Genomic DNA, 22567 nt, shown 5'->3' with positions numbered 1-22567 from the left:
TTGAAGGAGTGGGGATCGATAAATGGATTTTCAGAAAATTTGGCAAAAAGTCAAAAGCGCATTAAAGACGTTTTGGATATGGATCAAGCCTTATTTGATTCGGTTCCACCATGCGCGCAAACGTATTTGGAAAAAATATCACGTGAATAAAATCCTGCTTCTATTGACGTTGGTTGTGGTTTTAGTTACCAGCATTTATTTATTTTATTTAGCTAAATCTGTCAATGTTGAAACGCTGCAATCCAGCTTGAAACAGTCAACCGAAATATACGATCAAAAAAATGAACAAGCCGGTACCTTATATGGTCAAAAGGGCACCTATGCAGAGGGAGATCAAATCTCTCCTTATATCAAGGATGCCGTGGTTTCGACTGAGGACCGCAGCTTTTACGAGCATCACGGCTTTGATATTAAAGGGATTGCCCGGGCCGCAGTTGGTACCCTGACTCGTGGAAGAATTACTGGCGGTGGGAGTACCATTACCCAGCAGTTAGCTAAAAATGCTTATCTCAGCTTAGACCAAACCCTTGAACGGAAGGCGAAAGAGCTGTTCATGGCGATCGAAATCGAAAAGAAATACAGTAAAGATGAAATTTTAACTATGTACCTAAACAATGCATATTTTGGTAACGGCGTATGGGGCGTGCAGGATGCCGCGCGCAAATACTTTGGTGTCGATGCCAATCAGGTGACGATTGGTGAAGCAGCAACCATTGCCGGTATGTTGAAAGGACCAAGTATTTACAACCCAATTGATAACTTGGAAAATGCTACAAATCGGCGTAATACCGTACTGAATGTGATGGTAGACAATGGCAAATTGGATGCCGCACAAGAACAGCAAGAAGCCCAGGTTGATCTAGGTTCGTTACTGAATGATACGTATACTGCTGGTGATGCTGGTTACAAGTATCCATTCTATTTTGATGCGATAATTGATGAAGCAGTGGATCGCTATGGCTTAAACGAAAAAGATTTACTGAATAAGGGGTATAAGATCTACACAGCATTGGATCAAAATTATCAGCAGCAAATGGAAGCTGTTTATGCCAATAATTATAATTTTCCAGCGAATGCTGCTGATGGAGCAATGCCACAATCCGCTTCTGTAGCATTAGATCCGACAACCGGAGGAGTAGAAGCGTTAGTTGGACGCCGTGGTGAACATGTCTTCCGGGGGTATAACTTTGCAACCCAGATGAAACGGTCACCTGGTTCCACCATGAAACCATTAAGTGTTTATGCACCAGCTTTAGAAGCAGGTTACAAACCGGATAGTATTTTACAGGATGTCCCACAAGAATATTACGATGCGAAAAACTATAGCGGTACCTATCAAGGTGAAGTACCAATGTACCAAGCAATCGCTCAGAGTCTAAATTTACCAGCTGTTTGGACACTTCATGAAATTGGATTAGACAAAGGATACAACAAGGCAAAAGAGTTCGGTATTCCGTTGGAAAAATCAGATAAATATTATGGATTGGCTCTAGGTGGCTTGGAGAATGGGACTTCCCCGATGCAAATGGCCGCAGCTTACGGCGCTTTTGCCAATCAAGGAAGAGTCTATAAGCCGCACTTAATTACGAAAATCATTGATTCTACCGGAGCAGTTATTGAAGACAATAGTGATCCGAAATATGAACAAGTTATTTCAAAAGAAGTGGCGGACAGTATGACCAGCATGCTGCTGGGTACCTTCTCTAATGGTACAGCAGTGCAGGCTGCACCAGCTGGTTATACTATGGCTGGAAAAACTGGTACGACTGAAACCAACTTTGATGCTACCAAAGTAAATGACCAATGGATTATCGGTTATACACCAAATATCGTCATTTCTACTTGGTTAGGCTTTGAAAAAACTAGCGAGACTCATTACTTAAGCGGAACTAGTGGTGATGAAGTGGGGATGGTCTTTAAGGCCGAAGCAGAATCACTCTTGCCATATGCGAAGCAATCATCCTTCAATGTAGCTGATGCTTATGCAACAGGCGGCCAAGTCGTTCCTGCAGATGAGTTCGGCCAATCCAATGAAGACAAACAGTGGCAGGAAGATCTGAAAAATATCGGGGATAAAGCTACCGAAGGCCTCAATGGTTTTGGCGAGAAAGCAAAAGAAGGAATGCAGCAATTTGGAGAGAAAGCAAAAGAAGGTTTTAATCAATTAAAGGACAAAGGAATCCAATGGTTTCAGGATCAGGGAAATTAGACTTTGAACCCGTTTCCATTCATGTTATACTATGAAAGTAACTTTTAATAGAAAATGAGGGAAAATCATGACAAACATTTATGACACTGCCAATGGATTAGAAAGCGAAATCCGCCAATTACCAGAATTTAAAGCGTTAGAGGAAGCTTTTGCGAAATTAAAAGAAAACCCTGAAGCGTATAGTGCGTTTAAAGAATTCCAAGCTTTCCAACAAGAACTACAAGAAAAACAAATGACAGGCGAAGATTTTTCTGACGAAGATGCAGAAAAAGCGCAAGATCTAGCAACAAAAGTACAACAAGAAGAAACAATCAACGAATTGATGAGCAAGGAACAAGCTTTCAGCGTAATCATTAATGATTTAAATCGGATCATCATGACACCGATTCGTGACTTGTACGAAGGATAAAATTTATTCCCAGCAGAATGTATCTGCTGGGATTTTTTTATGTCTGAGAATGATGAAAAGAATCTCTTAAGGCGCTTTTTGTAAAAAACAGTTTATTCGTGTATTTTCTTTACTTGTGGTAAATTTCTAGTGTATTTCCAGCAATAAAACTACTTTGTTTTTGCTAAAGGAGATCTTATTATGAAACTATCACAAGAGAATACAATGACTGAAATTTACAACCTGATATTGAATTCCAAAACCCGGGATTGGGAACGTTCTTTGCTGTTGGAAGCAAAAGATGCCATAGAAACGGGAGCTAATTACAATGAAACTATTGCTAAGCTGGAGGCAGCCCTGCGACCCTTGGCAAGCAGGAACAATTTAACACCAGATGTGACTGATTTTTATCAGAAGATTATCGGGGAATACCAGTCAGAGCTGGAATACGACAGCAGCAAGCATCAAGTTACCGATCCTCGCTATCAAAGTCGTGCTGTTTTCGCAGGAGGATGTTTCTGGTGTATGGTAGAGCCCTTTGAAGAGCGGCCAGGAATTATTTCGGTGTTGTCTGGTTATACTAACGGAGAACTTGACAATCCCAGCTACGATCAGGTTCTTGTTGGAAATACCGGGCATGTGGAAGCAGTGGAGATCATTTTCGATACGCGAATAGTCCATTATCAGGAGTTAATCGACTTGTACTGGCAGATCACGGATCCTACAGATGACTTTGGACAATTTCAAGATCGAGGCACTCAATACCGTCCAATTATTTTTGTTCAGGATGAAGAGCAAAGGCAAATTGCTGAGGCAGCAAAACAAAAAATCATTGACTCAGGATACTATAAAAAGCCGATTGTGACTGAAATTCGCTGGGCCAGTACTTTTTGGCCGGCAGAAAATTACCATCAGGAGTTTTATAAAAAACAGCCGAAAAGATACAAAACAATCAAGAAATCCCGCCAACAGTTTTTAACCTATCAGCATCTGAAAGGGAATCTGCGAAAGGCGTTTACCAAGAACAATTAAAAAAAGGAGCAGCAGCAAATCATTAGATTGGCGGCTGCTCCTTTCACTTGACTAGTTGTCGGTTGCTCTGCGGAAAACCGGAATATCACTATGATCACCGTAATCAACACGACCGATAGTTTTCAAAGCATCCATATCTTCTTCAGAGATGTTGAAGTCAACATCGGCATTATTTTTCATATGCTCGATATTTTCTGTTTTAGGCAAAGGCAGCAGATCCAGTTGCAGGCAATAGCGAATGGCTAGTTGGGGAATTGAGACCTGATACTTGTCTGCCATGTCAATAATTGCTTCGTTACGCATCATGGCACCGTGAGCAATTGGCGAGTAAGCTTCTACTAAAATATCATTTTGTTGAGAAAAGTTAATCACATCGAGTGGTGTATGTCCGATATGTGCTAAGATTTGATTCACCATTGGTTTTACTTTGGCATTGGCTAAAAGGTTTTCTAAATCAGCCTGTTCAAAGTTGGAGACACCAATTGCCCGCAGTTTTCCAGCTTCATAGGCCTCTTCTAATGCTCGCCAAGCTTCTAAATTCCCCTCAAAGAAATGTTCCTCGTCGTTCTGGAATTCAGCCCAAGGTTTAGGACTGTGGATAATCATCAGGTCAATATAATCTAATCCTAATTTCTCTAACGATTCATCAATTGCAGTCAAAGCTTCTTTGTAATTTTTGATTTCAGCAGCTAGCTTAGTCGTTACAAAAAGATCCTTGCGATCTACACCCGATGTGCGAATTCCTTCACCAACTCCAGCTTCATTTGTATAAGCTTGTGCCGTATCAATATGGCGATACCCCACACTAATGGCATCTCGAACATCCTTGGCTGCTTTTGCATTATCAATCATCCAGGTACCGAAACCAATTTTGGGAATTGTTACACCATTAGATAAAATAAAACGTTCATTCAACATCATTATTCCTTCTTTCCTTAGGATAATATCATCATAAACCTTAACCCTAACTTTAAGGCAAGCGATATGCTGACTTTTTTTAGTCTATGTCTAATTTCATGAATCCTACCTCAAAGGGGAGGTTGGTAAAGGTCTTAGTTTCCAAATGAACAAATCCATGTTCTTCGTACCATTTTTTTAAGCGAGTGTTTTCTTCAATAATACCAATTTTAATGGACTTTCCACCTCTCTCTTTGATTAAAGTCTTCACTTGCTGCATGATCATGCTGCCATATCCTTGATGGCGATATTTGGGTAGAATTGCTACCTTTTCTAAGGAATATTCCTGGTTTTGTGTGTTTTCTAACTGGAAGAAACCAATCATTGTATTTTGGTAAAAAACACCATATAAATTTTTGCCTAGCTTCAGATCATCCAATAGATGGTTTGTTTGAGTAAAGGCACCATTGGTAGGGCAATTATCTCTGGTTAGTTGAAATTCTTCGGCAACCGTTGCGAAGCTTCTTCGAATGACTTCAGCTGCTTCCGCGGTGTCTTGCTTTGTCAGCTGTTTGAATTGGACCCTTTCACTTTTCTTCGCTAGTTTGCTATTAAATAGAACCAGCCCGCCCAAAATAAATAGACCACCAATCACCGTTGACCAGCCGGGTACCTCATCAATTAGCAGAAAACCTAAGATAGAAGTAAAAAAAGGGGTTAAATACATATAATTACTAACCGATGCTACATTGTCTGCTCGTTCAAAAGCCTTAGCCCAGCAAACATAGGCTACAGCACTGGAAAAAACGCCCATTAAGACAATACAAAGAATTGCGAGCCAAGAAGCCTGCTGTACCTGTTGGAAAGAACTAACTGAAAAAATGGAAAGTAAAATTGTTCCAGCAAAAATACTATAGGTAGTCACCTGAATTGCAGCATATTTTTTTACTAAGCGCTTGGAAAGCAGATTGTAAAAACTCATACAAAAAGCTGCTACAAAAAACCAGATTAAGCCATAATTAATCGTAAAACCGCCAGGCAGTAAAGTGATCAACAGCACCCCCATAAAAGAGAGGGAGCTGGCAAACCATTGAAGTTTGGTTAATTTCTCTTTGTAAATAAAGCTGGATAAAACGGAAGAAATCATCGGAACTGCTGCAATGATTACACTGCCAGTAGCGGCATTGACTGTTTCTAATCCCTTATTAAAAGCGATCATGTAAATGAAAAAACCGACGGCACCGGTTAAGAAAATCCAACCCAAATCCTGTTTTTCAACTTTTTTAAGTTTAATTATAGGTGCTAATAAAATTAGGGCAATTGAGGCTACAATGTAGCGTAAAAATGAAATGGAATAGGCTGAAAACTCTCCCATGATAAAGCGAGACAGCACATAGGAAATAGACCAGCACAAAATACTTGCCATGGCGTAGAAGTGATAGCTCTTTTTGTTCACAAATTCACGACTCCTTTCATGCTTACTGTATCATGAAAGGGCTAGTGATAGGAGAGAACTTTTTAAATTAAGCCGAAAAGTATCTAAAGTCATAGAGACTGTGAAAGTTGTATGGGTGGTTAACTAAATCTAAGGGAATCATTTTTCTAAGTGCAGGAAAAATGAGTATTGACTTCGTCCGCCTACCATCCAACTAAACAACACGAACGAAGAGTAGCTGATAGGTTTTATAGATTTCTTTCGCTCTGAATGAAACTGCGAAAAGTTGGACTGGCAAAAAAACACCGGAAGAAAAATCTTCCGATGTTAAAAGCATTTCTTATAATGAATGGTGGTCAGTTCTTGAGATTACGTCGCGACGTTGTTCAGGTGTTAAGTCACGGAATTTAACAGCGTAGCCAGATACACGGATAGTAAAGTTCGCGTATTTAGGATTATCGATGTCCTTATCCATTTCTTCCAACAGTTCACGACCAAATACGTTGACATTTAAGTGGTAACCGCCACGGTCAAAGTAACCATCAAGGACGTTACGCAGGTTATCAATTTGCATTTCTTCATCATCTGAGCGACCAAGTGCACCTGGGTTGATTGTTTGAGTATCAGAGATACCATCCTGTGCACATGAGTAGTTTAATTTTGCTGTTGAGTTCAGAGATGCCAACAGGCCATTTTTCTCACCTAAGAATTTGCCATCTTGATAACTTGGGTTTGCGCCTGGAGCCAATGGTTTACCTGCACGACGTCCGTCTGGTGTATTCCCAGTGTTTTTACCGTACACAACATTTGAAGTAATTGTCAATAATGACAAGGTTGGTGTTGAGTTGCGGTAAGTATGCTGACGCTTGATTTGGGCCATGAAGTATTCCAAGATCCAGTTTGCTTCTTCATCAGCTTCATCAATGTCATTCCCGTAAGTTGGGAACTCGTTTTGTGGAACGTAGTCCACTGCAAGTCCGGTTTCGTCACGGATGACTTTAACGTTACCATGTTTGATAGCCATTAAAGAGTCTGCTGCGTGAGAAATACCAGCGATACCAGTCGCAAAGGTACGTTTCAAGTCAGTATCCATTAATGCTAATTGAGGTGCTTCATAAGCATATTTATCATGCATATAATGAATCACGTTCAATGTATTTACATATAATTCAGCTAACCAGTCCATGATGTCTTTGTAGTTTTGGATAAATGTATCGTAATCCAACGTGTCGCCATCCATTGGTCGCATTCTTGGTCCCACCTGCATGTGAGTCATTTCGTCGACGCCGCCGTTGATTGCGTACAAGACTGCTTTTGCCAAGTTAGCACGAGCACCAAAGAACTGCATGTCTTTACCGATAACAGTTGCTGATACACAGCAAGCGATTGCTGCATCGTCAGAACCCCAGTATTGACGTAATAGATCATCATTTTCCAATTGGATCGAAGAGCTTTGCTTAGCAACTTTTGCTGCGTAAGTTCGGAAGCCTTCTGGTAATTTTGAAGAATACAAAACAGTCAAGTTGGGCTCTGGTGAAGGTCCCATGTTAGTCAATGTGTGCAGAATGCGGAAGTCATTCTTCGTTACTAATGAAGAACCATCCATGTTCATACCAGCAATTGACAGAGTTGCCCAGATTGGGTAACCAGAGAATAATTGATTGTATTCAGGAGTACGGGCAAATTTCACCATACGTAGTTTCATGATTAAGTGATCGATTAATTCTTGTGCTTCAAATTCAGTAATCAAGCCGCGGTCCAAGTCACGTTGAATATAGACATCCAAGAAAGCTGAGATACGTCCGATAGACATAGCTGCTCCATTTTGTGATTTGATTGCTGCTAGGTAACCGAAGTATAACCATTGGATTGCTTCTTTAGCGTTAGCTGCTGGAGCAGAAATATCAAAGCCGTAAGAAGCGGCCATATCTTTCATGTCTTTTAAGGCACGGTATTGTTCCGCAACTTCTTCACGCAATTGAATGACATCGTTGGTCATGGTTTTGTTGCCGACCAATTTATGGTCTTTCATTTTTTGTTCCATTAGATAGTCAATTCCGTATAAAGCAACGCGACGGTAGTCGCCGATGATGCGGCCACGGCCGTAAGCATCTGGCAAACCAGTGATGATTTTGTTTTTACGTGCTAAGCGCATTTCATCTGTATAAGCATCAAAAACACCTTGGTTATGTGTTTTACGCCATTTGCTGAAGATGAAAGACATTTGGTCATCGACATCGTAGCCATTTGATTCTAAAGCTTTATTCGCCATGTTGATGCCACCAAAAGGCATGAAAGCTTGCTTCAACGGTACATCTGTTTGTAAACCAACAATTTTTTCTTCTTCTTTAATCAGATAGCCTGGCTCATGAGAAGTGATCGTTGCTGGAATGTTGGTGTCCATGTCATAAACACCGTTTTTCTTATGCTGTACGTCAAATAGTTCTTGTAATTTGTCCCATAAAGTATTTGTACTTGGTGCTGCTTCTTCTAAAAAGCTGTCGTCGCCTGTGTACTCAGTGTAATTGCGTTTGATAAAGTCTAATGTGTTTACTTCATGTTGCCATTTTCCGGGAGTGAAACCTTCCCATTGTTCAAACTGTAATTTGTTTTTCATTGAAATTCTCCTTATTATTCGTTGTGTGACTAATTATTTTTTCCAAATATTAGTCGGGGGGTCATGCAATATACTAATCTGCTAAAAATATATGATAATTATTCTAATTATCAATTAGAGTGGAAATATGCAGAATAAGTATCCTTATTGAGATTGAAAGAAAGCGCTTCTTGATACCGAGAGTATAACAGATAATGTTGCTGTTTTGCTACTGTTTTTTCGAAAATAGTCAAAAAAACTAGATTTTCCGCTAATTTTATACAACAGATTGATATGCTGTATAACAGTTTATGATAAAATTTTAATGATACTATTTGTAATTTAACTATGATTAAATAAAAATAAGATGAGTAAGTATGTGAAGGAATTGCTAAAAAGGAGGTTTGTTTTTTTATGCTGCTGATTTATAGTAAAGTAGGAGGGGATTAAGATGGATACAGCCTTACAGCTTCGAAAAGCTTATGATAAAAAACAGTCACTCACCGATCAGGAAATTGAACAGTATCTTGCTGCATCTCCAATCGTAAAAAAGCTAACTAAAGACTGGGTTGAGCAGCCATTCTTCGCTATCTTTCGTTTGCTTTGTTTAGCAGAAATTCCTTATAGCCAACGACTTCCTTATACTCAAAATCTGATGGCGTATGTAATAGCAACTACTGCCACAGAGGAGGGCTTTTCTTATACCGGAAAAGTTGAGGGAATTGTCCCTTGCTACAACGTGATGCTGTTGGAAGCTTTTACTCGTTTGGGACAAGCAAAGTCACCAGAGGTTCAAGCAGCCTTAAATTGGATTAAAAGGTACCAAGTATTTGAACGCAATCATACCACCAGTTGGCCTCACAAAGGAATTTGTAAGCATGGTGGCTGTATGCTCAAAACTCCCTGCTATATTGGAATTGGAAAAACGGTGCGAGGATTAATTACTTACGCAGAGTGCACTAGCCACAGAGATGAAGAAGTGGAAGTACTAATAAAGCAAGGAACAGACTATATGCTGAAGCATCAGCTTTTCCAACGACTTTCTAACCAGCAGCCGATTAGCGCGCATATTACCGATATCATGTTTCCGCAAGCCTACATGCTTTCGTTAACTGATTTAGTTTTCATTGCTAATAAAGCTCATTTATGGGAAGACAAGCAAAGTCAACCGCTAAAGGATTTATTACGAGAAAAAGAAATAGCTCCACAGCAATGGAAACTAGATTATATTTATGGGCACAAGGGGTACAAGGCCTTTGAAACCCGACGTAAAGCTTCCGAATGGATTGGGTATTTGTTTGCTGAGGTGTGTAAAACATAAAAAAGAGGCTGTGACATAAGTAGTCTCTAAACGAATAAAAAAAATACCCACCTCCCGAAAATCTATCAATGATTTTCAGTGAGGGGGTCATTTTGTCTATGTAAGAAGTCCTGAAGTTCGTCCTGCAACTGCCAACTTCATCATATTGAGGGCCAACACGAGGAGGCCGGTTTCTCTCTTCACTTTTTCCATACCTCGAACATGGTAACGAGTGAAACCTAAACAAGCTTTCATCCGACCAAAAACAGGTTCTACGTCGATTTTTCTTCGTGCATAGATTTTTCCTGTTTCAGGAGTTGAAAGCAGAGTGACTTGTTTCGCTTTAAAATATTCCCAGGAAGGGTTGACGCTTATTTTTCTGGTGTATCCTTTTTGTGTTAATGCGGCTGGAATAACTTGTTTATTCTGATCGTATTTCTCCGCTTGATATTCTTTAAAATCTTTTACGAACCCTTCATCATCTATTCGTTGACGGTAGGCATGAAAATTGCAACGAACACCCTTTGGATCCACGTAATAATCGGCTTCTTCATAATAGGTCCAGTTCATGACTTTTCGCTCATCCGTTTTCCATTTCTTACTTTGTTCCTTGAGCATTGTTGCATAAGGAATCAATGCAGTATACTGTGCGTACTCATCCTCTAATTGTCGATAATTTTTTTCTGACCCATATCCTGCATCAGCAACAATCACGGTTTCTTCAACCAAATCCATTTTGTCTAAAAATGGAAGTAACGTTTTTGTGTCTGTCGGATTTTGATAAACATCATAACCTACTATATATTGATTACAAGTGGCAAGCTGTAGATTATAGGCCGGCTTCAACTGGCCATTATGCATGGGATCTTCTTTAACCCGCATGAAAGTAGCATCTACATCCGTCTTTGAATAACTGTTGCGAGTTCCACAAAGAGTGAGACGAAGGTGATGTTCAGCCATTTTTTCGCGACGTTCCGTTAGTTTTCGTTTTTGTGATTTCACTGTTCGACGTTGTTGTTTTGCAGGATTAGGAGAGACCTTTTTGGTCTCTTGTATTTCCTGTTCCACCTCTTCTAAACGCAGCTCTAACCGTGTTAGAACTTCATCCAATCGGTCCAAGGTAAGGTCTGAACCTTCAGGAATATGTTTTACTTGATAGGCTTCTTTTAACTCGGTCATCAAGGTCAAGATCGTTTCACGATTCATTTGATCATACCGAAGTGTGCTCTTTTTCCAAACAAAACTGTATTTATTCGCATCGGCTAGAATCTTTGTACCATCAATAAAGAGGGCGTCATCAATTAATTGACGTTCCCGTAAATAGCTGGTTAATGATTCCAGACTTTGATTGACTAACGTTTCTACATCGTTGGAAATACGGAAACGTGCAATAGTGCGATAAGAAGGCACACGTTCCTGCGTCAACCAGCGTGCTGGCAAACTTTCTTCCGCAAGTTGTTCAATTTTACGGCTAGTAAATACGCTGCGAGTATAAGCAAATAAAACGAGTTTTAGCATTAAACTAAGATCGTACTCCCGAGGTCTACCAAAAAGATAAGGTTCCTTGAACTGAAGAGCCTCAACTAATTCATGAATAAACCAGGCAGTATTCTCTTTTTTTGGAACATAGGAAGTAGATATATTCAAAGTAAGCTGAGCCATGTTATAATTAGTCATGTGTTTTGGTCCTTTCGAGGATTAAAGTTTGAGTATAGGCGGCCACCTATACTCTTTTATTTTACCCAAAAATGCCAGTAAAAAGAACGATAATCGTCATTTCACCGGCATTTTTTTAAGACTTATGTCACAGCCTCATATCTTCAACGTGTTTCATCCGGTAAATGTGGGGATTCATCATTTGAAACTTGTCCTTTAGAATGATAGAGCCAGATGCCCAACAGCAGTGTAATAATTGTTCCTACAACATAAGTACCGATTACAAAGCTGGATTCGGCGGTAACAAACATTAAAACCATACTGAGAATCAAACAAGCTTCACCTAAAATGGAGCAAATGACTAAACCAGTCATGCCACCAGGTACTTGGTAGACACGTTGCATTGTGGCATCCCTTTTTCGTAAAATAATGGCTGCTGGAAACATAAACAGGTATGGAATCATCAAAATAATCACACTAAAAGAGAAGATCGTCCAAAAGATGGCATTGGCATCACCAGTCGTTGCGTAATTGACAATAATCAAGAAAGTAGCCACAATACCCATGAAATAATACAAGCCATCAGGTGTTCCATATTTTTTATTGCGATGCTTCAAGAAACGGTTTCGCTGATCTAATTTTGCAGCAATAAAAACTTCATTGGCGCCTAAGGTCCAAGAGACCATGTTGGAAATGAGAGTGCTCATCGATACCAAAATGATCACGTAAAAAACAGGCATTTGAAAACTGCCAAATACTTTGCATAGTTCCAGCAAAGCATAGTAAAAACCATCTACTGTATCAATTTGATTTGCTGGAATGGCAACTAATACTCCGTAGGTCCCGAAGATATAAAGGGCTGAAATAATTACCCCAGCAACTACTGTCATTTTAGGAATCGTTTTTCCAGGATTCGCAATTTGATTGCCAATTGAGCCAATCAATTCGAAACCCAGCAGATTATAAATTATGACTGAAATATAGCGCACGGTATTTCCAGGAGTAGGAATAAACGAAGCTGCGGAAAAATCATTTGCAGTTCCGTGTTGAAGGGCATAAACAATGCCCATAAAGCCGAAAATCAGCAGGACAGCTATTTTGAAAATTGCGGCGATATTCGTTACGGTGACAGACAGATCCACTCCACGGATACCAATATAAACAATTAACCAGCACATGACTAAAGCCAAACCGGCTAAAAAGAACGGACTGGCCTTTGGCATGAATGCATAAGAAAACCAACTGGAGAAGGCGACAAATACAGCGGGCATCCAGAAGGCGACATTCACCCAGTAAAACCAACCATTTAGTACCCCGATCTTATCACCAAAGGATCGTTTGATCCATAAATAAATTCCGCCATCCCCTGGATAATTACTTCCTAACTCAGCAGTTACTAAGCCATAGGGCAAAAAGAAAAGTACGGTAGTAATCAGCCAAATTGTAATCGAAGAAACGCCAATTGCTGAGGAGGCGACGAAGGAATCTAATACTAAAACACTGCAAATCGTAAATAAGATACTTTTTACCAAGCTTACTTTTTTTTCTTCCATGGTTCTACGCATTCCTTTCATATACTAGGGCACTGCAAATGGCTCAAGCAAAACCTTCGCATTTTTTGTGATTTTCAAAAGAACTAGCTAACATGGCACCTACGGAGTGTTATAATCAAGAAAAATGATCGGAGGCAAAGGAATGATACCGCTTACTGATAGTGTGTGGCAGAAAATCAATACCTTCATCTATTCCATTTACCAGACAGACACAATGGATGCTTTACGTGTGACCACACTAGAAAAGCTTCCTGAATTAGTCATATCAGACTGTTCTTTTTTTGATATGGCTCGGATTGAAAAAGGCCAGACACGTTACTTCAACCCGCTATCTTTAACGATCAGTCAAGAAAAACTGAATGAATACTTTGAATCGTTTATTTATGGTGATTATGTTTCCTGGATGTTTTCCCTTCATAAAAATTCTGTCGTTTATTGTGATTCAAAAATTGTTACGGAAGAAGTACGGGAACAAACTCCTTTGTATAATCAATGGCTGGAGCCAATGAATTTGTATTATAGCTGCGGAATAAATTTTGTACGGGAAAATACCCCTTATGGCTCGCTTAATCTATTCAATTCTCGTAAACGTGGCGATTTTACTCAGCAAGATTTAGCCATTTTAACGATTTTAGAGCCGCATTTTACCCTGAAGCTGACGCAGCTGTATCCCCATGGTCTGCCAATTTTATCTGACAAAACCGTTGAGCAACCATTGGATAAATTTCATTTAACGGAGCGGGAACAAGAAGTGGTTCGTTGGTTGTGTTCTGAAGCCAGCATGGAAGAAATCAGCCAGCAAATGTACATTAGTGTCCATACCGTTCGCAAACATGCGGCCAATATTTACCGCAAAACTAGCTGTAAAAATCGCAATCAGTTGATTGCCTTCATGAACAAAGCTTTGAACACATAAGAAGGTCGCTGAGAATCAGGCAGCACTCTCAGCAACCTCAGGTTATTAAGGTTTAGGTTTTTGCAGGGTCATACAATGAATGTTGCCGCCGCACAAGGACCATTCGCGACTCCAGATACGGACGATTTCACGATCAGGCATTAATTCCTTGAACATTTTGCAAGCAACCTCATCCATCGGATCATCAAACTGCGGTACCACTAATGCACCATTAATCATATAGCTGTTAATATAAGTAACAGCCAGCGGCAAGCCGCTTTCACGAGTTGCTGCGGTATCACTAATATCAATACCCGCATTTTCTTCCTCGCTAATGTAAAGAATTTCAGGAATCGGTACTTTATGGATTTCTAATTTACGTCCCTTAGCATCTGTTTCTTGACTCAGAATATCATAGGCTTCTTTTAATGGTTTGTATTGTGGGTTTTCTTCATCATCCGTCCAAGAAAGAGCGATTACTCCAGGTTTAATGAAGAAGCAGACATCATCAATGTGTCCATCGGTTTCATCAAAAGCCATTCCATCCTTAAGCCAAATAACCTTTTCTAAATTCATGTATTCCTTCAGTAAATCCTCGATCTCATCACGAGTCATTCCCGGATTACGATTGTCATTGAAGACACTGTTCTCAGAGATTATCAGGGTACCCTCACCATCTACCTGTGTTGCTCCGCCTTCCAGAATCATTTTAGCAGTCGCATCGTAGCGGTCGATATTTTCTAATTCTAACAGCTTTTGCGCAAACTGCGAATCCAGTTTCCAAGGGAAATACAGCCCTTCATCTAATCCGCCGTAGGCATTGAAGCCCCAGTCAACGCCGCGAATATCGCCTGTATCATTGATTACGTAAAACGGACCTTTGTCCTGTGCCCAAGAATCATCGGTGGACATCTCAATGAGCCGAACTTCCTCTGGTAAACGCGCCCGAGCATTTTCATACTGCGCCGCCGAACAAATTACACGGACCTCTTCATACGGAATCATCTTCTCAACTACATCCACAAAAACTTTTTGCGCTGGTTTACCGCCATCACGCCAAGTATCGGTGCGCTCTGGCCAAATAATCCAGGAGCATTCATGCTCTTCAAATTCTCCCGGCATCCGGTAGCCGTCTTTTTTTGGTGTACTGTCTTTGATTGATCGTGCCATTTTTTCCACTCCTTTATCTTTGTTGTGTTTAGTGTATGCCTAATCAACTAATTGAATAAATTAGTGAGGATAAGTATTTGTTAGGATTACTCAAATGAAGTAGAAATGAAGTAGTCTACTAGGGTAAGAAAAATCCAAGGTAAAAGTATCTTTACATTTTTTGAAGATAAGTTATAATTAGGTAAAGATATCTTTACGAAGGGGAAGCAGATGAAAGTCATTAATCATATCAAGGAGATTCGGGAAGCCAGAGGAATTCCGCAATATACGATGGCTGATGCTGTGGGAGTTTCACGTCAGACCATGACGGCAATTGAAAAAGGTAAGTACAATCCTAGCCTGGAGCTGTCTTTGAAGATTGCGGAGTATTTTGAACTGCCGTTTGAGGAAATATTTTATTTGGAAGGGAAGAAGAAGTGATGGGAAGATCTGGGTATGCTTTTTTTCGGGGAACTTTTGAGGTTAATATTTTTTGGGTTATTTTTTTCATAGTCTTACTCTTTTTAGAGATCTATGCAATTGGAGAAAGTTTTCTTTTTATTCTTCGAGCGCAAGACAAAACCAATTATGAGGTAGAGAACAGGGGCTTTATTAACGCCTTAGCCAAGAGCTTTGTGATTATTCTACTTCTTCATTTTGTCCAAATGGTTGTACGAGTGGTTCATTATGAGAAGACTGGGACGGATATCAATTTGTTGGTTAAACCTGGGTTGTTGATTTATGGTTTAGACGGCCCACCTAGAAATCATTTTGAATCTTTTGGAGTAGACTTAGTTATCTTGGGGATTTGTCTAGTAACAAGCCGTTTGCGCTATCGGACTTGGAGTTTGAAAGAAAGTTTCGCGGCGGGAGTTGCTGCTTTTAAAGAAAATCGACAGTTGAAGAAGAAATAGCAGGTATTAGGTGGAGTACTTTTATTGCCGTTTGAGAAAATAGGTTATTTGGAAGGGAAGAAAAAGTGATGGAATTGAGGACAGTTAGTTCTTTTTACCTAGCTGGTTTAGGGATAGGTACAAGAATTGTGGTATGGATATTTAGTTTTCTGTCGATCTATGGTTTCTTTTCTTCGCTTGTTTACCTCATCAAAGAAGTAAGTAGAAAGAATGATGAGCTGGTGAGAAGAATTTTAGTTCATGCGATGGCGATGAGCTTTGTGATTATTTTGTTGCTGCACTTTGGTCAGATGCTTACTCGATTGCTGGTTTTTATCAACACCGGTAATGATTATCATTTTTTAGTCTCGTCTGGGTTATACATAAGTAACTTGGATGTGAAAAGAGCTCATTTGGAATTTTTTGAAGTTGATCTTGGCGTATTTGCAATTTGTCTGCTAATAAGCCGTTGGCGCTACCGTACATGGACGTTAAAAGACAGTCTTACAACTTGGATAACTGTTACCGGTGAAGAGAGATATTCAAAGAAATAATCATTTTCCGACTAAAGTAGGAGGTCGGCATGATGGAGTTGTGTCATACTTTTATTAGAAGGAGTGACACTATGACTAGATCAATTGACGGTTTCAAATTAAAATTAATTGCAATTATTGCGATGGCACTAAACCATATTGGGAGCGGCTTTAGCCTGGGGGATTATTCTCCACCAATATATTTCTTCACTGAATTTATTGGAAAGCTGACTTTCCCGATTATGGCGTATCTGCTGGTTGAAGGGTTCTATTATACGAAGAATCGAACGAAGTATGCGGGAAGATTAGCGATTTTTTGCCTGGTTTCTGCCTACCCTTTTCATTTATTGTTTCATCCGAATCATCCATTTAGTGCGATTGAACTGGTTAACAACATTTTCTTCACACTCTTGATGGGACTACTTTTGTTGATGACTTGTGAAAAGGTTAAAAGTACGAGTGGTCAGGTCGTTTTAGCCTTTCTTTTCTCATTTATGACTATCCTGTCAGACTGGACTTTAATTGGTGTACTGATAATATTTGGTTTTTACAAATTACGGGGTCGTAAAATAGGCATCATTCTTCCTGTTATTTATGGGGCAGTATTTTTATTCGTAATTATGGCATTAATGCATGTCAGCGCCCCAGCGGTAGTTCCACTTTATGAAGTGTTTACTGGATTGGGGATTTTATTGGTTATTCCGATTTTATTGGCCTATAATGGCGAGCGCGGGTACTCTCCTACCTGGGTAAAATGGGGATTTTATGGTTTTTATCCGTTGCATCTGCTACTACTCGTTGGTATTCGCTTTTTAATTCAATAAGTCTAAAGTCGTTAACAGAAATTCACTGCAATTTTTGTTAACGACTTTTTTTGCTTTTCGAACAAGCAAACTTTTATTGACAGAAAAAGCTCATGTGATAAAATGCAAGTAAATACTTGCATTTTAAGATTGGAGGTTGATTATATGATTTCGGGAGCTGAATTAGTAGTTAAGGCACTCATCCAAGAGGCGGTCGAGATTTGTTTTGCTTATCCAGGGGGCCAAGCGATTGATTTGTTTGATGCATTGTATCAACGAGAAGAATTTCGGGTAGTGCTGCCTAGGCATGAGCAGGGATTAGTTCACGCGGCAGATGGGTATGCGCGCTCAACTGGCAAAGTAGGAGTTTGTATAGTAACTAGTGGGCCGGGAGCGACTAACCTAATCACTGGTATTGCAACAGCGGGGTACGATTCGGCACCGTTAGTTTGTATTACTGGACAGGTAGCGACTCATTTAATTGGAAAGGACGCTTTTCAAGAGATTGATATGGTCGGATTATGCCGGCCAATTGCTAAATATGCGGTTACAGTTAAACGACGTGAAGACTTAGGCGCGATTCTCAAGAAGGCTTTTGTCATTGCACAAACTAGGAAACAAGGAGTGGTTGTGGTAGATATACCTAAGGATATTCAACAAGCCCTGGGGAGTGACAATTATCCAGAAGAGGTAACGATTCGCGGATATCAGCCGCAATTAGAAGCATCAGTTGAAAAGGTTCAAGCTGCCGCAAATTTATTGAATACAGCAAAACATCCTGTTGTTTTAGTGGGTGGAGGTGTTCATCGTGGTAAAGCACATAAAGTATTGCTGGCGCTGCTTGAAAAGAGCCGCATACCGGTTGTAACAACAATTATGGGAAAAGGTGCATTATCCAGCAATCATGAACTTTATATAGGTAATATTGGAATTCATGGTAGCTTTGTTGCGAATTATGCCATCATGAACAGCGATGTCCTTTTAGCGATTGGTACACGCTTAAGTGACCGAGTAACAGGGAAAAGTGAGACCTTCTGTCCAACTACGAAGCTGATTCATCTAGATATTGATCCAGCGGTTATCAGAAAAAATGTGAACGCTGAGCTGGCTATTGTGGGTGATGTTCAACGGATTTTGCCACAATTGACTAAGCAGGTTGCGTCTAGAACTTATGAAAACTGGCTGAAGGAATTGCAAGAAAAGAAAGCAGCTCAACCAATTGAAATGGCAGAAGCAGGTATAACACCAGAAAAAATTATTCGAAAAATAAATGACTGTTTTTCTAATACAATTGTCGTGACAGATGTTGGACAAAATCAATTGTGGACAACACAGTTTTTACAAGTAAGCAAAAATATTCAATTGCTTACTTCTGGTGGGTTAGGTACGATGGGGTTTGGTTTTCCAGCTGCTTTAGGAGCAAAGTTGGGAAATCCTGAGAAAAAGGTAGTTGTTATAACCGGAGACGGTGGATTTCAGATGAATTTGCAGGAGCTTGCTACCGCTGTAATGGAAAATATCCCAGTGATCATTTGTATCTTCAATAATGGTTGTTTAGGAAATGTTCGTCAGTGGCAGGAAATGTTTTATGATAAACGGTATTCCTATACCGATTTGTCCTTTCAAAAAACATCTTATGTACCTGATTTTATTGCTTTAGCTCGTAGTTATGGGATGGATGGAATACGAGTTACCAGTGAGGAGCAGATTGAAGAAGCGTTTACTCAAGGAATAGCGAATGCTGATAAATCGTTAATAATCGAATTTATGTTAGCCAGAGAACATAATGTACTGCCGATCGTCCCCCCAGGTCAAAGCTTAAAGGAAATGATTAGCTATGGAGAATAAAACAGAAAAAAGATGGCTGAGTGTATATGTTGAAAATGAAGTAGGAGTACTTGCAAGAGTTGCTGGATTGTTCTCAGGAAAATTGTATAATTTAAATAGCTTAACGGTAGGTGAGACTGAACAGTCAGATACTTCTCGCATGACGATTAGTCTATTCAGTGATGACCGTACGTTTGAACAGGTGAAGCATCAGCTGAATAATATGGTAGAAGTCATTCAGGTGGTTGATTATACTCAACAGCCATTTCATGCCAAAGAAGTCATGTATGTGAAAATTACTAATTATTCGGAAATGGAACCGTTGCTGTTAGTGGAGAATGAATTTACTTTTTCGATTGTTGATAGCAGCCCACAGGCATTAATAATCGAGAGTCTAGCCAATGAGCAAACAAATGATCGACTGATGCAAAAGTTGCAGCAGCTTTTTCCGGAGGGAATGGAGGTTGTCCGAGGCGGCAGTGTCGCCTTAACCCGTCTGCATAGTCGGTAACAAAGGAGAGTACAGTGAAAAATACGCGAAGCAATATCATGGAAGCCACGAAAAAGATGATTATCGAAAAAGGTTATCATTCCATGACCACTAAAGATATCGCGAAAGCAGCGCAGGTCAATGAAACTACGTTGTTCAGACAATTCGGGTCAAAAAAAGAACTGCTGCTGGCAACCTTAAAAGAAGCTGAGTGGATTCCAGATACAGATGAGAACTTGGTTGATCAGTTTCAATGGGACTTGAAAAACGATCTGCGCTTGATTATGGAGAATTATTTTCAACAAGTACCACCGGATATTGTTCGTTTTTCATTAGGACTACGAGCTCAAGATATTTATCAGGAAACATTGCCCTATGTTCAAAAGATACCAGCCGCTTTTACCCAGTTAATTGAAGAGTATTTGGTAGAGATGGTGAGGCAAAAGAAAATTAAGGTGGCTGATCCTCAAAAAACAGCAGAGGTTCTTTTCTCAAGTCTAATTGGTTTTGCTTTTCTGCATGCTTATTCCGATAATCAGCAATTTGAGAAGGAAAACAAAGCGTTTATTTTCCAAGCCGTGGAAATGTTTAGTGAAGGCGTGATTAGTTAGTTTTTAAATAAATCATGCTTGGGGCGGAATACAAAGGATTGTCAATTTGGTAAGCTTATCTTGCAGGAATTTAATAAATCTTGGAGGTATGGTATGGCTGACTACCAAATAATCAAATTTTCAGAATTAACCAATGGACAAAAGCAGCAGGCAGTTGATGTTTTTCTTGAGGGCTTTGGTCACATGATGACTTTTACTAAAGAGATTGAAAAATTGGAGGCGTTGTTTCTGGACTCCTTTAATCCAAGTTACATTTTACTTTATAGGGAAGCAGATCAAGTACTGGGAATTGTCGGGATTGCGACGAACAAAGTACGACCGATTAAATTTGAGAAAAGTCAGTGTCAAAAACTATTTGGGAATGTGAAGGGTAGTATGATCTGTAGGCAAATGAACGCTATTTTTCAAAGCAAAGTGGTAGAAGAAGAAACCGATCTGTACATTGATGTACTTGCTACAGCTAAGGCAGCTCGGGGCAAAGGCGTGGCGAGTAAGCTTATTCATTACTGTTTAGAATTACCAGACTTTCAAATTTGCCACCTTGAGGTTCTATCAAAGAACGCAAATGCCAAACGACTCTATGAACAGATTGGCTTTGTTGATTACAAGCATCAGCGCTTTTCACCAGCAATCTTACAGGGATGGGGTTACCCGATCAAAATGAAAAAAGCGATGAATAATTGCTAGCAGAAAACTTTTTTGGTCCTTGATCAAAAAAGTTTTTTATTTTGTGTTGACTCCCACGTTACGTGTGACTCTATACTATAAGTAAGCTAGCGAGGACGAAGTAAAACATATTTATAAGGAGAGAACAAACATGTTTAAAATTGGAGAATTCTCAAAACTATCTAATACCACTGTTCGAACATTGGATCACTATGCAGCATTAGGTTTATTAATTCCAGAAAAAATAGATACACAATCTAACTATCGGTATTATTCAGCGAGTCAGCTAGGATTGCTAAACCAAATCAAAATGTTGCAGCAAACAGGTCTGCCGTTGAAGACGATTAAGGAAATCATTGAAACGAACGATTTAGAATTCTTAGAACGACATTACACCATGCAAGAACAAAAACTGCAAGAAGATCTGGATGAAGTTATGAAGAAGCAGCGGATGATCTCCTTGCTCCAACAAAACGTGAAAGAAGGAATAGAAATGACTAAATATAATGTAGTAGTAAAAGAAGTAGCTGAAAGAAATGTATTAAGTGTACGGGAACGAATTGCTGATTATACTATGGAGGGCGAACTTTGGATGAAACTGCAACAAGGCATGCAGGAAACGAAAGCTAAAATGACTCAACCGTCAATGAATATGACCATCTTTCATGACAAGGAATTCGTCGAAAAAAATCCGGATGTTGAGGTTCAAACAACTGTAATCGGCGAATATCCAGACATAAAATCAGTCAAATTTGAAAAAGCGCCAAGTTTCATTATGGCTTCTGTAACCTTCAATGGTCCTTTTGAGCAAATGCCGCAGGTTACTCAAGCATTAGGGGAATGGATTGAAGCCAATGAATACAAGGTGGTAGGACCGATGATTAATATTGGTCATGTTTCACCAGCCGAAGATCCTAATCCTGAAAATTGGGTAACAGAATCGGGGTTCGTTGTCAGTAAATAAGCGAAAGGGGCGTCCTCTAAGTATTGGGGACGCTCTTTGACAACAGGAGGAATGATCATGACTTGTCCCGAGTGTTACAGCGAGCATTTTCGTATAACACCATTATTGAACCCTAGAGATTGTCTAGAAAATCATCAACAATATATTTGCGGTACCTGTGGACGTTGCATTTGTATTCAAGCAGACGAAAAACGTGGATTACGGCGTTGGAACTTTCCCTTCAAAACGGCGGAAATTGCACGATTGTTTTTACGTACAGCTGATGTGACGGCTGAGACCAATTGTGGTATTTATGAAATAATTAGCATCAGCGGTCGCAAATCTTACAAAATTTTCCCTCAGCAGTCAGATTTTGAACGTTACTTAAACAAACACAATAAGTTAACGATCCAAATGATGCCTGTTTACCAGGTGGATCATTTTGGAGAGTTTGCTCTAGCTGAAATTCGCCATCTGACAGCTGAGGAGATCACTGTCTATTTCCAAGAGCGAGAATAAACTGTTTCATTCCTAAATACAATTTGCCTCATTTTTTAGGTAAAATGACCCATTCCCATAAAAGCTAAGCGAAGATAGAGCACTTGTTTTGGATTTTAAGATCTTTTCTGTGTAAGGCTAAATACACTCGCAGTTTTTGGCAAGATTCAAGAGTCTTCTTTGTTTGCTTTAT

20 protein-coding genes and 1 pseudogene are annotated in these 22567 nt (G+C 39.7%); 15 read left to right on the top strand and 6 right to left on the bottom strand.

All coding sequences use genetic code 11. The annotated features are described in order from the left end of the window. Nucleotides 1-22: 22 nt before the first annotated feature. The 3 genes from IGI46_RS01245 to msrA all read left to right on the top strand — a co-directional run bounded on the left by IGI46_RS01245 (nt 23) and on the right by msrA (nt 3629). Nucleotides 23-2209 carry a PBP1A family penicillin-binding protein gene (locus IGI46_RS01245; RefSeq protein ID WP_429964539.1) on the top strand — a complete coding sequence of 729 codons (2187 nt, stop codon included), beginning with the start codon at nt 23-25 and terminating at the stop codon, nt 2207-2209. A gap of 67 nt (nt 2210-2276) precedes the next feature. Beyond that, nucleotides 2277-2618 carry a YlbF family regulator gene (locus IGI46_RS01240; protein ID WP_207703047.1) on the top strand — a complete coding sequence of 114 codons (342 nt, stop codon included), beginning with the start codon at nt 2277-2279 and terminating at the stop codon, nt 2616-2618. 180 nt (nt 2619-2798) lie between these two features. After that, the gene (msrA, locus tag IGI46_RS01235; protein WP_429972684.1) at nt 2799-3629 is read left to right on the top strand and encodes a peptide-methionine (S)-S-oxide reductase MsrA; all 831 of its coding nucleotides are present in this window, start codon (nt 2799-2801) and stop codon (nt 3627-3629) included. A 51-nt stretch (nt 3630-3680) separates the two neighbouring features. On the opposite strand, the gene IGI46_RS01230 is transcribed toward msrA, so the two are convergent. From IGI46_RS01230 to pflB, 3 genes are all read right to left on the bottom strand, one after another. After that, nucleotides 3681-4547 carry an aldo/keto reductase gene (locus tag IGI46_RS01230; protein ID WP_429972683.1) on the bottom strand — a complete coding sequence of 289 codons (867 nt, stop codon included), beginning with the start codon at nt 4545-4547 and terminating at the stop codon, nt 3681-3683. 79 nt (nt 4548-4626) lie between these two features. After that, a complete protein-coding gene (locus tag IGI46_RS01225; RefSeq protein WP_429972682.1) occupies nt 4627-5982 on the bottom strand; it encodes a GNAT family N-acetyltransferase in 1356 nt (451 codons plus the stop codon). 319 nt (nt 5983-6301) lie between these two features. Further along, the gene (gene pflB, locus IGI46_RS01220) at nt 6302-8578 is read right to left on the bottom strand and encodes a formate C-acetyltransferase (RefSeq protein ID WP_429964535.1); all 2277 of its coding nucleotides are present in this window, start codon (nt 8576-8578) and stop codon (nt 6302-6304) included. Between the two features lie 430 nt (nt 8579-9008). Here pflB and IGI46_RS01215 point away from each other — a divergent pair, with 430 nt between their 5' ends. Then, nucleotides 9009-9878, top strand: a complete 870-nt coding sequence (locus IGI46_RS01215; RefSeq protein ID WP_429972681.1) for a hypothetical protein — start codon at nt 9009-9011, stop codon at nt 9876-9878. A gap of 120 nt (nt 9879-9998) precedes the next feature. Here IGI46_RS01215 and IGI46_RS01210 read toward each other — a convergent pair. Continuing rightward, nucleotides 9999-11534: pseudogene (locus IGI46_RS01210) on the bottom strand (IS1182 family transposase); the annotation flags it as partial. Between the two features lie 143 nt (nt 11535-11677). Then, the gene (locus IGI46_RS01205; RefSeq protein ID WP_429972680.1) at nt 11678-13078 is read right to left on the bottom strand and encodes an APC family permease; all 1401 of its coding nucleotides are present in this window, start codon (nt 13076-13078) and stop codon (nt 11678-11680) included. 130 nt (nt 13079-13208) lie between these two features. Between IGI46_RS01205 and IGI46_RS01200 the strand changes: the two genes are divergently transcribed. Further along, nucleotides 13209-13982, top strand: a complete 774-nt coding sequence (locus IGI46_RS01200; RefSeq protein WP_429964532.1) for a helix-turn-helix transcriptional regulator — start codon at nt 13209-13211, stop codon at nt 13980-13982. Between the two features lie 45 nt (nt 13983-14027). Here the strand turns inward: IGI46_RS01200 and aguA are convergent, their stop codons facing one another. Next, the gene (gene aguA, locus IGI46_RS01195; RefSeq protein ID WP_429964531.1) at nt 14028-15131 is read right to left on the bottom strand and encodes an agmatine deiminase; all 1104 of its coding nucleotides are present in this window, start codon (nt 15129-15131) and stop codon (nt 14028-14030) included. 210 nt (nt 15132-15341) lie between these two features. Here aguA and IGI46_RS01190 point away from each other — a divergent pair, with 210 nt between their 5' ends. From IGI46_RS01190 to IGI46_RS01145, 10 genes are all read left to right on the top strand, one after another. Further along, entirely contained in the window at nt 15342-15551 is a 210-nt protein-coding gene (locus tag IGI46_RS01190) for a helix-turn-helix transcriptional regulator (RefSeq protein ID WP_207705226.1), read from the top strand. Then, nucleotides 15551-16024, top strand: a complete 474-nt coding sequence (locus IGI46_RS01185; protein ID WP_429964530.1) for a hypothetical protein — start codon at nt 15551-15553, stop codon at nt 16022-16024. Before IGI46_RS01190 ends, IGI46_RS01185 begins: the two co-directional genes overlap by 1 nt. 68 nt (nt 16025-16092) lie before the next feature. Further along, nucleotides 16093-16557 (top strand): hypothetical protein, encoded by a 465-nt coding sequence (locus IGI46_RS01180; RefSeq protein WP_429964529.1) that lies wholly within the window; start codon nt 16093-16095, stop codon nt 16555-16557. 71 nt (nt 16558-16628) lie between these two features. Then, entirely contained in the window at nt 16629-17360 is a 732-nt protein-coding gene (locus IGI46_RS01175) for a TraX family protein (protein ID WP_429972679.1), read from the top strand. Between the two features lie 144 nt (nt 17361-17504). Further along, a complete protein-coding gene (gene ilvB, locus IGI46_RS01170; protein ID WP_429964527.1) occupies nt 17505-19187 on the top strand; it encodes a biosynthetic-type acetolactate synthase large subunit in 1683 nt (560 codons plus the stop codon). Beyond that, the gene (ilvN, locus tag IGI46_RS01165) at nt 19177-19677 is read left to right on the top strand and encodes an acetolactate synthase small subunit (protein ID WP_429964526.1); all 501 of its coding nucleotides are present in this window, start codon (nt 19177-19179) and stop codon (nt 19675-19677) included. Before ilvB ends, ilvN begins: the two co-directional genes overlap by 11 nt. Nucleotides 19678-19691: 14 nt before the next feature. Next, entirely contained in the window at nt 19692-20267 is a 576-nt protein-coding gene (locus IGI46_RS01160) for a TetR/AcrR family transcriptional regulator (protein ID WP_429964525.1), read from the top strand. 93 nt (nt 20268-20360) lie between these two features. Beyond that, nucleotides 20361-20954 carry a GNAT family N-acetyltransferase gene (locus IGI46_RS01155; RefSeq protein WP_429964524.1) on the top strand — a complete coding sequence of 198 codons (594 nt, stop codon included), beginning with the start codon at nt 20361-20363 and terminating at the stop codon, nt 20952-20954. Between the two features lie 130 nt (nt 20955-21084). Further along, nucleotides 21085-21897 carry a MerR family transcriptional regulator gene (locus tag IGI46_RS01150; RefSeq protein ID WP_429964523.1) on the top strand — a complete coding sequence of 271 codons (813 nt, stop codon included), beginning with the start codon at nt 21085-21087 and terminating at the stop codon, nt 21895-21897. Nucleotides 21898-21954: 57 nt separating this feature from the next. Continuing rightward, nucleotides 21955-22395, top strand: a complete 441-nt coding sequence (locus tag IGI46_RS01145; protein ID WP_429972678.1) for a hypothetical protein — start codon at nt 21955-21957, stop codon at nt 22393-22395. Nucleotides 22396-22567 lie beyond the last annotated feature (172 nt).

It is taken from the genome of Enterococcus sp. AZ163, assembly GCF_050498925.1.
In the GTDB taxonomy this organism is placed as follows: Bacteria; Bacillota; Bacilli; order Lactobacillales; family Enterococcaceae; genus Enterococcus_A; species Enterococcus_A ferrettii.
The sequence above is the reverse complement of the archived record's forward strand: the minus strand, read 5'-3'. Positions and strand labels throughout refer to the sequence as shown.

Excerpts from the sequence above, each read along its gene's own strand:
- IGI46_RS01245 (WP_429964539.1), top strand. The coding sequence starts at position 23 with ATGGATTTTCAGAAAATTTGGCAAAAAGTCAAAAGCGCATTAAAGACG.
- IGI46_RS01240 (WP_207703047.1), top strand. The coding sequence starts at position 2,277 with ATGACAAACATTTATGACACTGCCAATGGATTAGAAAGCGAAATCCGC.
- msrA (WP_429972684.1), top strand. The coding sequence starts at position 2,799 with ATGAAACTATCACAAGAGAATACAATGACTGAAATTTACAACCTGATA.
- IGI46_RS01230 (WP_429972683.1), bottom strand. The coding sequence starts at position 4,547 with ATGTTGAATGAACGTTTTATTTTATCTAATGGTGTAACAATTCCCAAA.
- pflB (WP_429964535.1), bottom strand. The coding sequence starts at position 8,578 with ATGAAAAACAAATTACAGTTTGAACAATGGGAAGGTTTCACTCCCGGA.
- IGI46_RS01215 (WP_429972681.1), top strand. The coding sequence starts at position 9,009 with ATGGATACAGCCTTACAGCTTCGAAAAGCTTATGATAAAAAACAGTCA.
- IGI46_RS01205 (WP_429972680.1), bottom strand. The coding sequence starts at position 13,078 with ATGCGTAGAACCATGGAAGAAAAAAAAGTAAGCTTGGTAAAAAGTATC.
- IGI46_RS01200 (WP_429964532.1), top strand. The coding sequence starts at position 13,209 with ATGATACCGCTTACTGATAGTGTGTGGCAGAAAATCAATACCTTCATC.
- aguA (WP_429964531.1), bottom strand. The coding sequence starts at position 15,131 with ATGGCACGATCAATCAAAGACAGTACACCAAAAAAAGACGGCTACCGG.
- IGI46_RS01190 (WP_207705226.1), top strand. The coding sequence starts at position 15,342 with ATGAAAGTCATTAATCATATCAAGGAGATTCGGGAAGCCAGAGGAATT.
- IGI46_RS01185 (WP_429964530.1), top strand. The coding sequence starts at position 15,551 with ATGGGAAGATCTGGGTATGCTTTTTTTCGGGGAACTTTTGAGGTTAAT.
- IGI46_RS01180 (WP_429964529.1), top strand. The coding sequence starts at position 16,093 with ATGGAATTGAGGACAGTTAGTTCTTTTTACCTAGCTGGTTTAGGGATA.
- IGI46_RS01175 (WP_429972679.1), top strand. The coding sequence starts at position 16,629 with ATGACTAGATCAATTGACGGTTTCAAATTAAAATTAATTGCAATTATT.
- ilvB (WP_429964527.1), top strand. The coding sequence starts at position 17,505 with ATGATTTCGGGAGCTGAATTAGTAGTTAAGGCACTCATCCAAGAGGCG.
- ilvN (WP_429964526.1), top strand. The coding sequence starts at position 19,177 with ATGGAGAATAAAACAGAAAAAAGATGGCTGAGTGTATATGTTGAAAAT.
- IGI46_RS01155 (WP_429964524.1), top strand. The coding sequence starts at position 20,361 with ATGGCTGACTACCAAATAATCAAATTTTCAGAATTAACCAATGGACAA.
- IGI46_RS01150 (WP_429964523.1), top strand. The coding sequence starts at position 21,085 with ATGTTTAAAATTGGAGAATTCTCAAAACTATCTAATACCACTGTTCGA.
- IGI46_RS01145 (WP_429972678.1), top strand. The coding sequence starts at position 21,955 with ATGACTTGTCCCGAGTGTTACAGCGAGCATTTTCGTATAACACCATTA.